Annotated in this window: 13 protein-coding genes; 4 read left to right on the plus strand and 9 right to left on the minus strand. The window is 62.0% G+C overall.

Annotated features, from left to right (window positions below; all coding sequences use genetic code 11):
• Window positions 1–253 precede the first annotated feature (253 nt).
• Window positions 254–2,215, plus strand: a complete 1,962-nt coding sequence (gene betT / locus QF039_RS30590; protein ID WP_003211865.1) for a choline transporter BetT — start codon at window positions 254–256, stop codon at window positions 2,213–2,215.
• A 3-nt stretch (window positions 2,216–2,218) separates the two neighbouring features.
• Here the strand turns inward: betT and QF039_RS30595 are convergent, their stop codons facing one another.
• Entirely contained in the window at window positions 2,219–2,467 is a 249-nt protein-coding gene (locus tag QF039_RS30595; RefSeq protein WP_177021888.1) for a hypothetical protein, read from the minus strand.
• Window positions 2,468–2,644: 177 nt separating this feature from the next.
• A complete protein-coding gene (locus QF039_RS30600; RefSeq protein WP_003211871.1) occupies window positions 2,645–3,376 on the minus strand; it encodes an SDR family oxidoreductase in 732 nt (243 codons plus the stop codon).
• 119 nt (window positions 3,377–3,495) lie between these two features.
• Here QF039_RS30600 and QF039_RS30605 point away from each other — a divergent pair, with 119 nt between their 5' ends.
• The 3 genes from QF039_RS30605 to mgrA all read left to right on the plus strand — a co-directional run bounded on the left by QF039_RS30605 (window position 3,496) and on the right by mgrA (window position 7,023).
• Window positions 3,496–4,386 (plus strand): LysR family transcriptional regulator, encoded by an 891-nt coding sequence (locus tag QF039_RS30605; RefSeq protein WP_307522261.1) that lies wholly within the window; start codon window positions 3,496–3,498, stop codon window positions 4,384–4,386.
• Window positions 4,387–4,547: 161 nt separating this feature from the next.
• Window positions 4,548–5,876 carry an OprD family outer membrane porin gene (locus tag QF039_RS30610; RefSeq protein WP_080673292.1) on the plus strand — a complete coding sequence of 443 codons (1,329 nt, stop codon included), beginning with the start codon at window positions 4,548–4,550 and terminating at the stop codon, window positions 5,874–5,876.
• Between the two features lie 109 nt (window positions 5,877–5,985).
• A complete protein-coding gene (gene mgrA / locus QF039_RS30615) occupies window positions 5,986–7,023 on the plus strand; it encodes an L-glyceraldehyde 3-phosphate reductase (protein ID WP_003211877.1) in 1,038 nt (345 codons plus the stop codon).
• A gap of 147 nt (window positions 7,024–7,170) precedes the next feature.
• Here mgrA and tauD read toward each other — a convergent pair whose 3' ends face one another.
• The 7 genes from tauD to QF039_RS30650 all read right to left on the minus strand — a co-directional run bounded on the left by tauD (window position 7,171) and on the right by QF039_RS30650 (window position 15,389).
• Window positions 7,171–8,007, minus strand: a complete 837-nt coding sequence (gene tauD, locus QF039_RS30620) for a taurine dioxygenase (protein ID WP_307522264.1) — start codon at window positions 8,005–8,007, stop codon at window positions 7,171–7,173.
• 21 nt (window positions 8,008–8,028) lie between these two features.
• On the minus strand, window positions 8,029–8,865 hold the full coding sequence (gene tauC, locus QF039_RS30625; protein ID WP_003213163.1) for a taurine ABC transporter permease TauC: 837 nt from the start codon (window positions 8,863–8,865) through the stop codon (window positions 8,029–8,031).
• On the minus strand, window positions 8,862–9,641 hold the full coding sequence (tauB, locus tag QF039_RS30630; protein ID WP_023659332.1) for a taurine ABC transporter ATP-binding subunit: 780 nt from the start codon (window positions 9,639–9,641) through the stop codon (window positions 8,862–8,864). The genes tauC and tauB overlap by 4 nt, the downstream gene beginning before the upstream one ends.
• A gap of 18 nt (window positions 9,642–9,659) precedes the next feature.
• On the minus strand, window positions 9,660–10,637 hold the full coding sequence (gene tauA / locus QF039_RS30635; protein WP_003213167.1) for a taurine ABC transporter substrate-binding protein: 978 nt from the start codon (window positions 10,635–10,637) through the stop codon (window positions 9,660–9,662).
• A gap of 246 nt (window positions 10,638–10,883) precedes the next feature.
• Window positions 10,884–12,467, minus strand: coding sequence for a glutamate--cysteine ligase (gene gshA / locus QF039_RS30640; RefSeq protein WP_008435798.1), 1,584 nt, complete (start codon window positions 12,465–12,467; stop codon window positions 10,884–10,886).
• A gap of 214 nt (window positions 12,468–12,681) precedes the next feature.
• Complete coding sequence (locus tag QF039_RS30645; protein WP_003213170.1) at window positions 12,682–13,065, minus strand: PaaI family thioesterase; 384 nt, start codon at window positions 13,063–13,065, stop codon at window positions 12,682–12,684.
• Complete coding sequence (locus QF039_RS30650) at window positions 13,065–15,389, minus strand: Tex family protein (RefSeq protein ID WP_102367889.1); 2,325 nt, start codon at window positions 15,387–15,389, stop codon at window positions 13,065–13,067. The genes QF039_RS30645 and QF039_RS30650 overlap by 1 nt, the downstream gene beginning before the upstream one ends.
• Window positions 15,390–15,483: the final 94 nt, after the last annotated feature.

A 15,483-nucleotide genomic window follows, 5' to 3' on the forward strand; every position in this document is an offset into this window, starting at 1 on the left:
TTTCGTCATCCTCATACGTCATACCTTTCCTTGAGCTAGTGTAGGAAACACCTACCACTCGGCCCTGCGATTAGTCCTCAAACCCCTATCCATGTTTAACTTGACTGTTCGTTCAAGTTAAATCGGTGGTTCGCTGCCCGCTCACAACAGGAGGCTTACCTTTGCTGAGTCCGTTTTTTACAGCCACATCCCATACCCTTGAGGTGCGCCCTACATGAGTGCATCGTCCACACCTTCCAGCGGTCTGGTCCGCATGAACCCGCCGGTGTTTTACTTCGCCGCGAGCTTCATCCTGCTGTTCGGCCTGACCGTCATCGCGATTCCCGAACAAGCCGGCGCCTGGCTGCTGGCCGCACAAAACTGGGCGGCCAACACGGTCGGCTGGTACTACATGCTGGCGATGACCCTGTATCTGGTCTTCGTGGTGGTCACCGCGTTATCGGGCTACGGCAAGATCAAACTCGGTGCCGACCACGACGAGCCCGAATTCAGTTACCTGTCCTGGGCCGGCATGCTGTTCGCCGCCGGGATCAGCATCACGCTGTTTTTCTTCTGCGTGTCCGAACCCCTGACTCACCTGGTGCAACCGCCCCAGGGCGAGGCCCTGAACGGTGACGCGGCGCGCCAGGCCATGCAGATCCTGTTTCTGCACTGGGGCCTGCATGGCTGGGGCGTGTTCGCCTTCGTCGGCATGGCCCTGGCGTACTTCGCCTACCGGCATAACCTGCCGCTGGCGTTGCGCTCGGCGCTGTATCCGCTGATCGGCAAGCGCATCAACGGCCCCATCGGTTATGCGGTGGACGGCTTCGGCATCATCGCCACGGTGTTCGGCCTCGGCGCCGACATGGGCTTTGGCGTGTTGCACCTCAACTCAGGGCTCGATTACCTGTTCGGCGTGGCCCACACCCAGTGGATCCAGGTCGGCCTCATCACCTTGATGATGGGCGCGGCGATCCTGGTGGCGGTCTCCGGCGTCGACAAGGGCGTGCGGGTGATGTCCGACATCAACATGCTGCTGGCCTGTGCGCTGCTGCTGTTCGTGTTGTTCGCCGGCCCTACCCAGCACTTGCTCAACACCCTGATCCAGAACATCGGCGACTACCTCGGCGCCTTGCCGACCAAGAGTTTCGACCTCTACGCCTACGACAAACCCAGCGACTGGCTGGGCGGCTGGACCGTGTTCTATTGGGCCTGGTGGATCGCATGGTCGCCGTTCGTGGGCCTGTTTATCGCGCGTATTTCCCGCGGCCGCACCATCCGTGAATTTGTGTTCGGCGTGCTGTTGATCCCGCTGGGTTTCACCCTGGCGTGGATGTCGATCTTCGGCAACAGCGCCATCGACCAGGTGCTCAACCACGGCCTTACGGCGCTGGGACAGTCGGCCATTGATGACCCGTCGATGAGCCTCTACCTGCTGCTGGAAACCTACCCGTGGAGCAAGACGGTGATCGCCGTCACGGTGTTTATCAGCTTCGTGTTCTTCGTCACCTCGGCCGACTCCGGCACGGTGGTGCTCTCGACCTTGTCGGCCAAAGGCGGCAACGCCGATGAAGACGGGCCGAAGTGGCTGCGGGTGTTCTGGGGCGCGATGACCGCGTTGGTGACCAGCGCGCTGCTGTTTGCCGGCAGCATCGACTCGCTCAAGTCGGCCGTGGTCCTGACCTCGCTACCGTTCTCGATGATCCTGCTGCTGATGATGTGGGGGCTGCACAAGGCGTTCTACCTTGAGTCGCAGAAGCAGATTGCGCAGATGCATTCCCTCGCGCCGGTATCGGGCTCACGCAAGGGCACCGGCGGTTGGCGCCAGCGCCTGAGCCAGGCGGTGCATTTCCCGTCACGGGATGAGGTGTACCGTTTCCTCGAGACCACAGTGCGCCCGGCCATCGAAGAAGTGACGGCGGTGTTTGTCGAAAAAGGCCTCAACGTGGTCACCCAGCCTGACCCGGCCAACGACAGCGTCAGCCTGGAGATCGGCCACGGCGAGCAGCACCCGTTTGTGTATCAGGTGCAGATGCGCGGCTATTTCACCCCGTCATTCGCACGGGGCGGCATGGGTTCCAAGCAGCTCAACAACCGCCGCTACTACCGGGCGGAAGTGCACTTGAGCGAGGGCAGCCAGGACTACGATCTGGTGGGCTACACCAAGGAGCAGATCATCAACGACATCCTCGACCAGTACGAACGGCACATGCAGTTCCTGCACCTGGTTCGTTAACGCTCAGGTCCTGATAAACAGGGCCAGTGCCACCAACGGCGCACCGAATACCCCACTGCCGATCACCAGCTCCGAGACCAGGGGCTGGCCGGCAGTGACCACACCTACCGCGCCGTTAACCACCGACACCACCAGCCAGATCCCGACAAAGCTGTAGGCCAGAATGTGCCGGCTGACGCCCAGCTTTTGGCCGATGAACAGCATCAGCGCGAGGAGGATCAGGCCGGCGGTGATGACGAGGGCGGTGTGCATATCTGAAGTCTCCTGATACCCGCTGATTTTCCATGAACACCAAACCTGTGGCGAGGGAGCTTGCTCCCGCTGGGCTGCGCAGCGGCCCCAAAAAAGATGGGAGCGCTGCGCACTCCAGCGGGAGCAAGCTCCCTCGCCACAATAGTAGTTTGCCGTTGAACGAGCGTTTGCCGGTCTTCAGACCAAACCACCATTGGCCCGCAGGATTTGCCCGTTCACCCAACCACCAGCCGGGCTCACCAGGAACGCCACCACGCGGGCGATATCTTCCGGTTGGCCCAGGCGTTCCAGGGGTGCCATCTTGGCCAGGCCCTGGATCTGCTCTTCGCTTTTGCCATGCAGGAACAGTTCGGTCGCCACCGGGCCCGGGGCAACGGCGTTGACGGTGATGCGCCGGCCGCGCATTTCCTTGGCGAACACCTGGGTCAGGGATTCCACCGCCGCCTTGCTGGCGATGTACACCGCATAACCGGGGAAGTTGAGGCCGACGGTGCTGCTGGAGAAATTGACGATGCGCCCGCCGTCGTTCAGGCGGGTGGCGGCTTCACGCAGGGCGTTGAAGGTGCCGCGGGTATGGATGTCGAAGTTCTGGTTGTAGAGCTCATCGCTGTGTTGGGCCAGCGGCAGCACCTTGAGGATCCCGGCGTTGTTGACCAGCACATCAACCTTGCCCAGCTGGGCTTCGGTCTCGTCGAACAGGCGCTTGACGTCGGCGGCGCTGGCCACGTCGCCCTGGATCGCTATGGCTTGGTGGCCGGCCTGGCGCAACTCCACTACCAGCCTTGACGCTTCGGTGGCGCTGTTGGCGTAGTTGATGGCGACGGCATAACCGTCGGCGGCCAGTTGTCTGGCAACCACGGCGCCGATGCCGCGAGAGGCGCCGGTAACGATAGCAACTTGGGTAGTCATGATCGGGTTTCCTTGGGGGAGTGGTTGGGTGTGGAAGCAGATTCACATGTTTACCCAGGCCGATAAATGCGCCAGAGTTGCCTTGACTGTTCAAGAATCGCCAACAATGGAGACGCGCCGTGGACCAGGTCAAAGCGATGAAAGTGTTCGTGAGGATTTACGAACGCAGCAGCTTCACGCTGGCGGCCGATGACCTGAACCTGCCGCGCGCCACCCTGACCCACACCCTCAACCAGTTCGAGGCCTGGCTCGGCACGCGCCTGCTGGAACGCAGCACCCGCCGCGTCCGCCCGACCCTCGATGGCGAGGCCTATTACCTGCGCTGTGTCCAACTGCTGGCGGAGCTGGAAGAGGCGGAACTGGCCTTCCGCTCGGTGGCCCCCAAGGGCCGCCTGCGGGTGGATTTGCACGGCACCCTGGCCAAGTACTTCGTGATCCCGGCGCTGCCGCAATTCATGGCGCGCTACCCGAAAATCGAGCTGTCCATCAGCGAGGCGGACCGCTTCGTCGACCTGATCGCCGAAGGCGTGGATTGTGTGCTGCGGGCGGGCACCCTGGGGGATTCGGCGTTGATCGGTCGCCGGGTTGCGACGCTGCGCCAGGTGACCTGCGCGAGCCCGGCCTACCTGCGCAAATACGGCGAGCCGAAGCGCCTCGCCGACCTGGGCGAGCACCGTGCGGTGAACTATGTTTCACGCACCACCGCGAAGCTGTTCCCCTTCGAATTCATGGTCGACGGCCAGGTGCAGGAAGTGACGATCGAGGGGGCTCTGTCGGTGTTCGGCGCAGAGATTTATGCCGCCAGCGCAGTCGCCGGACTGGGCATTATCCAGTGCCCGCACTACCGCATCGCCGAGCTGATCAACCAGGGCGTGATGCAGGAAATCCTCATTGATACACCACCGCCGCCCATGCCGGTTTCGGTGCTCTACCCGCAAAACCGACACATGTCGCCGAGGGTGCGAGTGTTCGTCGATTGGCTCGCCGAAATCTTCGCCACTGCCCGCTAACCCGCGTCTTTACTGGGTTTCTTAAATTTAATTTCATCCGGGTAAAGGGTGTTTTGACTCCGAACTGTCACATGGCCATCGCCTAATTGTGTGAAGCGTTTGACGCTTTCATTTCAGAACAGTGACGGAGACCGGTACCAATGAAGACGTTATTAAGCCCCATGGTGGGTGCCGCCATGGCGAGCTTTATGCTGTCCGCCCACGCCGATTTTATCGATGACAGCCACGCCGACGTGACCCTGCTCAACCGCTACCTCAACCAGCAGGGGCGGGATGTGGTGAACAGCAATAACAAGGCCCACAGCATCCGCGATTGGGGCCAGGGTTTTGAGTTCAACTTCAAGTCCGGCTACACCGATGGGCCGGTGGGCTTTGGCCTGGACCTGCAGGCGTTCTACGGTTTGAAACTGGACTCCGGCGGCGACCTCAATGACAAGGATCACCAGGGCCGCTACCCCGGCAGCATGTTCCCGCTGGATAACGGCAAGTCGGCCGACCAGTTCGGCGTGCTCAGCCCGACCTTCAAGATGCGCTTCGCCCAGGATGAATTGCGCGTCGGTACGCTGTACGGCAACAACCCGGTGCTGGCCAACACCGACGGCCGCCTGTACCAGCAGACCAACACCGGCGTGCAGTTGGTTTCCAAGGACTTGACCGACTTCACCTTTACCGCCGGTGACATCCTCAAGACCAAGATCCGCAACGAAACCGGCGACCAGGGCATGATCACCGCCGGCGGCACCAAAGAGAGCGATCGCTTCCTCTACGGCGGCGCGGACTACAAAGGTTTGCCGGACACCACCGTCAGCCTGTGGTACTCCAACCTTGAGGATTACTACCAGCAGTTCTTCCTCGGTGCCAAGCGTCATGACGCCTTGCCTGTCGGCGCGATCGACACCGACGTGCGCCTGTACCGCAGCCTGGGTGTGGGTGAAAACGCCGCGGGCGACAAAGACTATTCCGCTGCGGGTCTCTACGGCGATGGCACCTCCAAGGGCCGCATCAACCAGTCCACCGTCAGCCTGTTGGAAAGCTACAGCCTGGACGGCCATACCGTCGGCCTGGGCATCCAGAAAAACAGCGGCGACAGCGACTTCCCGTACCTGGATTCCGGCCTGAACAGCGGTGCCAGCAACCAGGGCCCGGGCTCGGGCGCCGACACCCCGGCACTCACCAACATGCAACTGAACAAATTCCAGCATGCCGGCGAGCGCACCTGGCTGGCGCAGTACAAATATGACTTCGGCAAACTCGGCCTTAACGGCCTGACCTTCGCCACGTCCTACGCACACGGTGATGACATCCGCACCACCCAAGGCACTACCAGTGAATGGGAACGTAACGTCACCGTGGCTTACCAGGTGCCCACCGGCACCCTCAAAGGCCTGGGCGTGACCTGGCGAAATGCCCACGCCAGCCCGGATATCACCGGTGCCACGGTGCAAGATGAAAACCGCTTCTATGTAAGCTACGTCGTTCCACTCTGGTAGGACTTTGCTGTAAAAGGGATAGGCAGACTTAAGCGATTCAGCTGCTTAAAAGGCCCGGGAATATGCTTATTCCCGGGCCTTATTTGCCCCAAGTCCAAGAGAGGATTCGATGACTTACATTGCTGCCGAAAACCGCTATGAATCTATTCCTTACCGCCGCGTAGGTCGCAGCGGACTGGTGCTGCCGGCACTGTCCCTGGGGCTGTGGCACAACTTTGGCGACAGCACCCCGATCGATACCCAGCGCGCCCTCCTGCGCACGGCGTTCGACCTGGGTATCAACCACTTCGACCTGGCCAACAACTACGGCCCTCCATACGGCAGCGCCGAGATCAACTTCGGTCGTTTGCTGCGGGAAGACTTCAAGCATTACCGCGACGAACTGATCATCTCCAGCAAGGCGGGCTGGGACATGTGGCCGGGCCCTTATGGCCAGGGCGGCGGTTCGCGCAAGTACGTCTTGGCGAGCCTCGACCAGAGCCTGCAACGCCTGGGCGTCGACTACGTGGACATCTTCTACTCCCACCGTTTTGATGCCGACACCCCGCTGGAAGAAACCGCCAGCGCACTGGCCACCGCCGTGCAACAGGGCAAGGCGTTGTACATCGGGATCTCGTCCTACTCCGGCGTGAAAACCCGGGAAATTGCGGCGCTGCTCCAGGAGTGGAAAGTCCCGCTGCTGATCCACCAGCCGGCCTACAACCTGCTCAACCGCTGGGTGGAAAAAGACCTGCTGGACGTCACCGAAGAACTCGGTGCCGGGGTGATCGCGTTCACGCCATTGGCCCAGGGCCTGCTGACCGACAAGTACCTCAACGGCGTACCGGCGGATGCGCGGGTCAATCGTCCGGGGGGTGGTTCGTTGCAGGCCAAGCACTTGTCCGAGGCCAACATCGCCCACGCCCGCGCGCTGAATGAAATTGCCAAGCGCCGTGGCCAGAGCCTGGCGCAGATGGCGTTGGCGTGGACGTTGCGTGATCCACGGGTCACCAGCGCCCTGATCGGCGCGAGCCGGCCGGAGCAGATCATTGAAAACGTCGGTGCGTTGCAGAACCTGAGCTTCAGTGCGCAGGAACTGGCGGAGATTGATCGATTTGCCCAGGAAGGCGGGATTAACTTGTGGGAGAAGCCGTCTACGGCTGAATAAGCGGTAGAGCCCGATTCCGGCATCAACCTCTACCCAATGTGGGAGCGGGCTTGCTCGCGAAAGCGGAGTGTCAGTCACTGGATATGTCGACTGATTCACCGCTTTCGCGAGCAAGCCCGCTCCCACATTTGATTTGTGGTGTGCCTGCTAGAACGGCACATCTCCAAGAATCGTCGCCCGATGCATCACCCGCCGCTGCGGCCGGTAATCATCCACCGCGTAATGCTGGGTCATGCGGTTATCCCAGAACGCCACGTCATTTTCCTGCCAACGCCAGCGAATGGTGAATTCCGGCCGTGTTGCATGGGCAAACAGCAGCTTCAACACCGCCTCGCTTTCCGCCGGCTCCAGTTCGTTGATCTTGCTGGTGAACCCCTCGCTGACGAACAGCGACTTACGCCCGCTCACCGGATGGGTACGAATCACCGGATGAGACAGCGGCGGGTTCTTGCGCCGGGCTTCTTCCCAGCGCGCCAAATCTTCCGGCGTGTTGCCATAACGCTCCAGCGGGAAGGAGCGGGTGAAGTCATGGGTTGCCGTCAAACCGTCCAACAGCTTCTTGAACGGCTCGGACAACGCCTCATACGCGGCAATCCCGCTGGCCCACAACGTATCGCCACCAAACTCCGGCAGCAGCTTGGCGCTGAGCACCGCGCCGAGGGCCGGGGTCGGGAGGAAGGTCACGTCGGTGTGCCAGATGGCGTTGTCGCGCACGTCGGTCACGGCGGTGTCGAGGATCAGCACTTCAGGCTGCTCCGGCACGTTGGGGTAGATCGGGTGAATGTGCAGGTCGCCGAAATTCGCCGCGAACCGCGCCTGTTGCTGCGGGTTGATCGGCTGGTTGCGGAAGAACAGCACCGAATGCTTGAGCAGCGCCTGTTCGATGGCGTCGCGGTCTTCAATGTTCAACGGTTGGGTGATGTCGACGCCACTGATCTGGGCGCCAAGGGCGGTGCTGAGAGGTGTTACGGTCAGGCTGCTCATGGGATTCTCGTCGAAAATTTTTCAGTGTGCCTGGCCATGCCACGGCACCAATTTGCGCTGCAGGGCACGCAAGCCCATTTCCATGGCGAAGGCGATCAGCGCGATCACCAGAATCCCCAGCACCACCACGTCGGTGACCAGGAATTGCGCGGCGGACTGCACCATGAAGCCCAGGCCGCTGGTGGCCGCGATCAATTCTGCGGCTACCAGGGTCGACCAACCCACGCCCAGGCCAATCCGCACGCCGGTGAGGATGTCGGGCAGGGCGCTCGGCAGGATCACATGGCGAATCAGTTGTGCCCGGGTAGCGCCCAACGACTGCGCAGCGCGCAGTTTGGCCGGGTCGACGGTACGTACGCCGGTGGCGGTCGCGATGGCAATCGGCGCAAAAATCGCCAGGTAGATCAGCAGTACTTTGGACAGCTCGCCGATGCCGCACCAGATCACGATCAGCGGCAGGTAGGCCAGTGGTGGAATCGGCCGGTAGAACTCGATCAGCGGGTCGAGAATGCCCCGGGCGATGCGGTTGGAACCGATGGCAATCCCCACCGGCACGGCGGTCAGCACGGCAAAGCCGAGGCCCAGGCCGATGCGCTTGAGGCTCGCGCCCAGGTGCTGCCACAGGGTGGAATCCATGTAGCCGGTGGTCGCCAGCAGCCAGCCTTTTTGCAGCACGGCCGAAGGCGGTGGCAGGAACAGCGGCTCGATCAGCCCGCTGGCGGTCACGGCCCACCAGATGGCAACCAGGGTCACCAGGGTCAGCACGCTGATCCAGCGGGTGCTCAGGCTGCGGCGTACGGGCACGACGGGTTTGCTCGCCGGCTTGGTGGCCGTGGCCGGTAATTCGTAACTGCTCATGCGGACACCTGCCGTTGGGAGAACACCTTGCCCAGCACGTGTTCGCGGGTTTCGATAAAGCGCGGGTCGGACTTGATCGCGCGTGCCGACTCACCGGCGGCGTAGCGCTGGCCGAAGTCCAGGCTCAGGCGCTCGACGATCTGGCCGGGGTTGGGCGCCAGCAGAATCAAATCCGTGGCGAGGAACACCGCTTCTTCGATGTCATGGGTAATCAGGAATACCGGTTTGGCCGTGCGCCGCCAGACTTGCAGCAACAGCTCCTGCATCTGTTCGCGGGTGAAGGCATCCAGGGCGCCGAAGGGTTCGTCCATCAGCAGTACGCGGGGGTCGGCAGCCAATGCACGGGCCAGGCCGACACGTTGCTTCTGGCCACCGGAGAGTTGCCAGATACGACGGCTGTCGAAACCGGCGAGGTCCACCAGGGCGAGCATTTCCCGGGCGCGGATTTCCCGTTGGTCCTTGGGCACGCCTGCCAACTCCAGGCCGAAGCCGACGTTGGCCAGCACGTCCTGCCAGGGCAGCAGGGCGTCGTCCTGGAACACCACGCCGCGTTCGGCGCTCGGTCCTTTTACCGGCACACCGTCAAGGGTGATGCGCCCGGCGCTGGGTTCGACAAAGCCGGCAATCAGGTTCAACAGCGAAGTCTTGCCACTGCCGGAAGGGCCGAGGGCCACCAGCAATTGCTGGGGCCCAAGGCTCAGGGAAATATCTGCCAGTACTGGCTCCGGGCTGCCTGGGTACTGTGCGCTGATGCGCTCCAGTTGTAGCAAGGCCATCGCGGTTAACTCCTGGTATCAGTTAGTGATGAACTTCGGGCTGACGTACGGGGCGTAGTCCGGCAGTACGGCGTCGACCTTGCCTTGTTCCTTGAGGAACGCGGCGGTATCGGTGACAGCCTTGGTGGTCGGTGCGCCGAGCAGGGTGACCTGGTCAGCCGCCAGCGGGTAGACGTTGCCTTGCAGCAGCAGCGGAATGTCGCTGGCCTTGGCCCCGGAGAGCTTCACCAGTTTGTCGACGTTGCCTTTGTCAGCCAGCCAGGCTTGTGGGTCTTTGCGGTAAGCGGCGTAGGCATCCAGGGTGACCTTGGCAAAAGCCGTGACGATTTCCGGGTGCTTCTCGGCGAAATCCTTACGCACGATCCAGGCATCGAAGGTCGGCGCGCCGAACTTGGCCAGTTCGCCGGAGGTGATCAGCACCTTGCCGTTTTCCTTGGCTACGCCAAGCGCTGGGTCCCACACGTAGGTGGCGTCGATATCACCACGTTTCCAGGCGGCGATGATGGCCGGCGGGGCGAGGTTGAGGATGGTCACTTTGGACGGGTCGATGTTCCAGTGCTTCAACGCGGCCAGCAGGCTGTAGTGGCCGGTGGAAACGAATGGCACGGCGACTTTCTTGCCGATCAGGTCCTGCGGGCTGTTGATCCCGGAACCGTTGCGGGCCACCAGGGCCTCGGCACCGCCGATCTGGGTGGCGATCAGGAAAGTTTCTACCGGGACCTTGCGGGTCACGGCAGCGGTCAGCGGGCTGGAGCCCAGGTAGCCGATCTGCACGTCACCGGAAGCGATGGCGGCGATGATGTCGGCACCGTTGTCGAATTTGCGCCAGTCGATCTTGGCGTTGGTGGCTTTTTCGTAAGCGCCGTCGGCCTGGGCGACTTTCGCCGGGTCAACGGTGGTCTGGTAAGCGATGGTCACGTCGGCGGCCTGGGCAAACAGGCTGGCACCGGCCAGGGACAACGCCGCCAAGAGGCGAAGGGGGAAGTGCAGTTTCAAGGGGGAAGTCCTCATCAGGCGGCCGGAGGTCGGCGTGTGAGAAGACTAAATGATCTAAGAATCCGAAAATAAATAACATTTTCGAATTAGCTTATGAGGAGAAACTCGCGCGCCAGGCTAGAAGGCGCATAGGTCAAATGTGGGAGCGGGCTTGCTCGCGAAAGCGGTGAATCAGTCACCGAATACATCGACTGATACAACGCTTTCGCGAGCAAGCCCGCTCCCACAGGGGTCTGTGTCAGGCTTTTAGTTGCTGATGGCGAGGATGCTCGCCTGGTACGACCCGACAAACACGTCAAAATCACCCACTTCGTTCTGCTCAAGCTCCGCCTGCTGCGCCAGCGAACTGCGCGCCAGCTCTTCAAAGCGTGCCTGTTCCTCAGCCTTCAACGGCTCGCTGCGGAAGTACTCCGCATGCACCTGGCTCTGATGCAGCGAGAACTGCGCAAAGCTCTCTTTACGCTCGCTCATCGCCGCCAGTACCTGGGCCGACGGGGTCAGGGACGAATCCTTGACCTTCGCCAGCTGCGCGTCCAGCGCCTGGCTGTGTTCATTGATGCCCTGGCTCTGGTCCAGCATCGCCGCCAGCGGAGCAATCTGCTCCAGCAGCTCTGCCGCCCATTCCTTCATGTCCACCGATTCGCCACGGCGCTGCAATTGCAGGCCCGGACGGCGGCCTTCCTTGACCACGCTGAGGAAGTTGGAGGTGGCGTTGCCGCACTCATTGTCGGCGAACAGCGGGCTGTCATTCAGCGCGCAATACAGCAGGAACGCATCGAGGAAGCGCGACTCTTGCAAGTCGATGCCCATCGGCAGGAACGGGTTGATGTCCAGGCAACGCACTTCGATGTACTGGATGCCACGGGCCATCAGCGCCTGGATCGGCCGTTCGCCGGTGTAGGTCACGCGCTTGGGCCGGATGTTGGAGTAGTACTCGTTTTCGATCTGCAGGATGTTGGTGTTGAGCTGAACCCACTCACCGTCCTTATGGGTACCGACTTCGACGTACGGTGCGTAGGGTGTTGCCACAGCTTCGCGCAGGCTGTCGGTGTAGCTCGCCAGGTCGTTGTAGCACGGCGTCAGGCCGGCCTGGGCGTTGCTCTGGTAACCCAGGTCGCTCATGCGCAGGCTGGTGGCGTACGGCAGGTACAGGGTGTCGGCGTCCAGCACTTCGAGCTGGTGCGAACGACCGCGCAGGAAACCCGCGTCCAGGGCCGGCGAGGCGCCGAACAGGTACATCAGCAGCCAGCTGTAGCGGCGGAAGTTGCGGATCAGCGCGATATAGGCCGTGGACTGGTAATCCCGGTCGGTGCCCACGAAGCCTTCGGCTTCCTTGAGCAACGGCCAGAGGTCTTCCGGCAGGGAAAAGTTGTAGTGGATCCCGGCGATGCACTGCATGGTCTTGCCGTACCGCAGGGCCAGGCCCTTGCGATACACGTACTTGAGCTGTCCGATATTGGAGGTGCCGTAGTAGGCAATCGGAATATCTTCCTCGGCCGGCAACGGGCACGGCATCGATGGACTCCACAGGTACTCGCTGCCGAGCTTGCTGTAGGCAAAACGGTGGATCTTGTCGAGGCTGCTCAGGGTATCGGCCGGGTTGGGTAACGCCGGCGTGATGAACTCAAGCAGCGACTCGGAATAGTCGGTGGTGATCTGTTCGTGGGTCAGTGCAGCGCCCAGGGCCTCGGGATGCGGCGTTTGTGCCAGTCGGCCTTCACCGGTGACGCGCAGGCATTCGCGCTCGATGCCGTGCAGGCATTGCTCGAGCAAAGAGAGGTGTTCGTGCTTGCCGAGCAGGGCCAGGCGGCGGTTGAGAAGTTCGCTCAAGTTGGATTCCTTCACGCGTCAGTCGCCCCAATATGGGGGTGGTCAGGACGGTCTACAAGGGTGAAGTGGAAACTGGCGTTATCGCCTGGTTTTTGAGCCGGATTGACCCACTCTGAAAGAGCCGCCCTCGTCCCTGAATCTGGCCATCGCGCACGAGGAAAAGTTCGGCGCAACTTTCGAAGCGCCGAAATTAACTCAAATCGATGACAGGGAGCTATAGGACAGCGAAGGTGCCTTGTGCTTTTGCGACCAGTTTTTCGTCCTGGTACACGTCCGCCTCGACCACCAGCGTGCGCCGACCCGGGTGAATCACCCGGGCGGTGCACAGCACATCGCCGTCGGAAACAGCGCGGATGTAGTTGATCTTGCATTCGATGGTCGCGCTCTGCTGGTCGAAACCATGGGAGCTGGAACACGCCAGCCCCATGGCAATGTCCACCAGGCTGAAGATCGCCCCGCCATGGAGCTTGCCAGCGCGGTTGCGCAACTGCGGTTCCAGGGTCAAGGCCACCTCGGCAACACCGGTTTCCAGGCGCTGCAGGCGGCAGCCAATGAGTTCGCTGAACGCGCTGTGGGTCAAGCCGGCTGGCAGTTCCATTAACGTTTCTTCAGTTGTTTGGCGTTGGCGAACAGCGAAGCCATGGCGTTGTTGGCCGGGGCTGGCGCAGCGGTTTCCTTGCGGGGGGCGGCGCCTTGGGACTGGCGTGGCGCCGAGCCCGGGCGTGCGCCGCGGGCACCGTCGATTTTCTCGCCCGGGGTGTCGCTCATGCGCATCGACAGGCCGACGCGTTTGCGCGGGATGTCGACTTCCATGACCTTGACCTTGACCACATCACCGGCTTTCACCGCTTCACGCGGGTCCTTGATGAACTTCTCCGAAAGCGCAGAGATGTGCACCAAACCGTCCTGATGCACGCCGATATCCACAAACGCGCCGAAGTTGGTCACGTTGGTCACCACGCCTTCGAGGATCATCCCCAGTTGCAGGTCCTTGAGGTCTTCGACGCCTTCCTGGAATTCGGCGGTCTTGAACTCGGGACGCGGGTCGCGGCCAGGTTTTTCCAGCTCTTGCAGGATGTCGGTGATGGTCGGCACGCCGAAGGTTTCGTCGGTGTACTTCTTCGGGTCGAGGCGCTTGAGGAACGCGGCGTCGCCGATCAGCGAGCGGATGTCGCGGTCGGTTTCAGCGGCGATGCGTTGTACCAGCGGGTAGGCTTCCGGGTGGACAGCCGAGGAATCCAGCGGGTTGTCACCGTTCATGACGCGCAGGAAGCCGGCGGCTTGCTCGAATGTTTTTTCGCCAAGGCGTGCGACTTTTTTCAGCGCTGCACGGGTCTTGAACGCACCGTTTTCGTCGCGGTGGGTCACGATGTTCTGCGCCAGGGTGGCGTTGAGGCCGGAGATGCGGGCCAGCAGCGCAACCGAAGCGGTGTTTACGTCCACGCCCACGGCGTTCACGCAGTCTTCAACCACGGCGTCCAGGCCGCGAGCCAGTTTCAGCTGCGACACGTCGTGCTGGTACTGGCCGACGCCGATGGATTTCGGGTCGATCTTCACCAGCTCGGCCAGTGGGTCCTGCAGGCGGCGAGCAATGGACACGGCGCCACGGATCGACACGTCGAGGTCCGGGAATTCCTTGGAAGCCAGTTCAGACGCGGAGTACACCGAAGCGCCGGCCTCGGAGACCATCACCTTGGTCATCTGCATGCCTGGGTATTTTTTGATCAGCTCGGCGGCCAGCTTGTCGGTTTCACGGCTGGCGGTGCCGTTGCCGATGGCGATCAGGTCCACCGAGTGCTTGGCGCACAGGGCGGCCAGGATGGCGATGGTCTGGTCCCACTTGTTGTGCGGCACGTGGGGGTAAACCGTGGCGTGATCCAGCAGCTTGCCGGTGGCGTCGACCACGGCAACCTTGCAGCCGGTGCGCAGGCCCGGGTCGAGGCCCAGGGTTGCGCGTGGGCCGGCGGGTGCGGCCAGCAGCAGGTCGTGCAGGTTGTGGGCGAATACGCTGATGGCTTCGGTTTCGGCGCCGTCGCGCAACTCGCCCAGCAGGTCGGTTTCCAGGTGGGTGTAGAGCTTGACCTTCCAGGTCCAGCGCACGACTTCACTGAGCCACTTGTCCGCAGGACGATTCTGATTCTGGATGCCGAACTGTTGACCGATCATGCCTTCGCACGGGTGCATGGTGCCTGGCAGCTCGTCGCCGACTTTCAGCGCGGAGCTCAGGATGCCTTCGTTGCGGCCGCGGAAAATCGCCAGTGCACGGTGGGACGGCATGCTTTTCAGCGGCTCGTCGTGTTCGAAGTAATCGCGGAACTTGGCGCCTTCCTCTTCCTTGCCGGCGATCACGCGGGCACTGAGGGTGGCTTCCTGTTTCAGGTAGTTGCGCAGTTTTTCCAGCAGGTTGGCGTCTTCGGCGAAGCGCTCCATGAGGATGTACTTGGCGCCTTCGAGGGCGGCCTTGACGTCGGCCACGCCTTTTTCGGCATCGACAAAGCGTGCCGCTTCGGTTTCCGGGGCCAGGGACGGGTCATTGAACAGACCGTCGGCCAGCTCGCCGAGGCCCGCTTCCAGGGCGATCTGGCCCTTGGTGCGGCGCTTCTGCTTGTACGGCAGGTACAAGTCTTCGAGGCGGGTCTTGGTGTCGGCGAGCTTGATGTCGCGTTCCAGCTGCGGGGTCAGCTTGCCTTGCTCCTCAATGCTGGCGAGGATGCTGATACGCCGTTCGTCGAGTTCTCGCAGGTAGCGCAGGCGCTCTTCCAGATGCCGCAACTGGATATCATCGAGGCTGCCGGTGACTTCTTTACGGTAACGGGCGATGAAGGGCACTGTGGAGCCTTCATCCAGTAGAGCGACGGCCGCTTCGACCTGTTGTGGGCGTACGCCGAGTTCCTCGGCGATGCGGCTGTTGATGCTGTCCATAAAACCACCTGAAATTCTGAAAGCAGGCTCGCAGGCCCGGAAAACAAGGCTCGCGAGGCTGGTTGAGCGGCCCGTCTGGCGCCGCTGCCTGGGT

Source organism: Pseudomonas sp. W2I6 (assembly GCF_030815935.1).
Taxonomy (GTDB): Bacteria; Pseudomonadota; Gammaproteobacteria; order Pseudomonadales; family Pseudomonadaceae; genus Aquipseudomonas.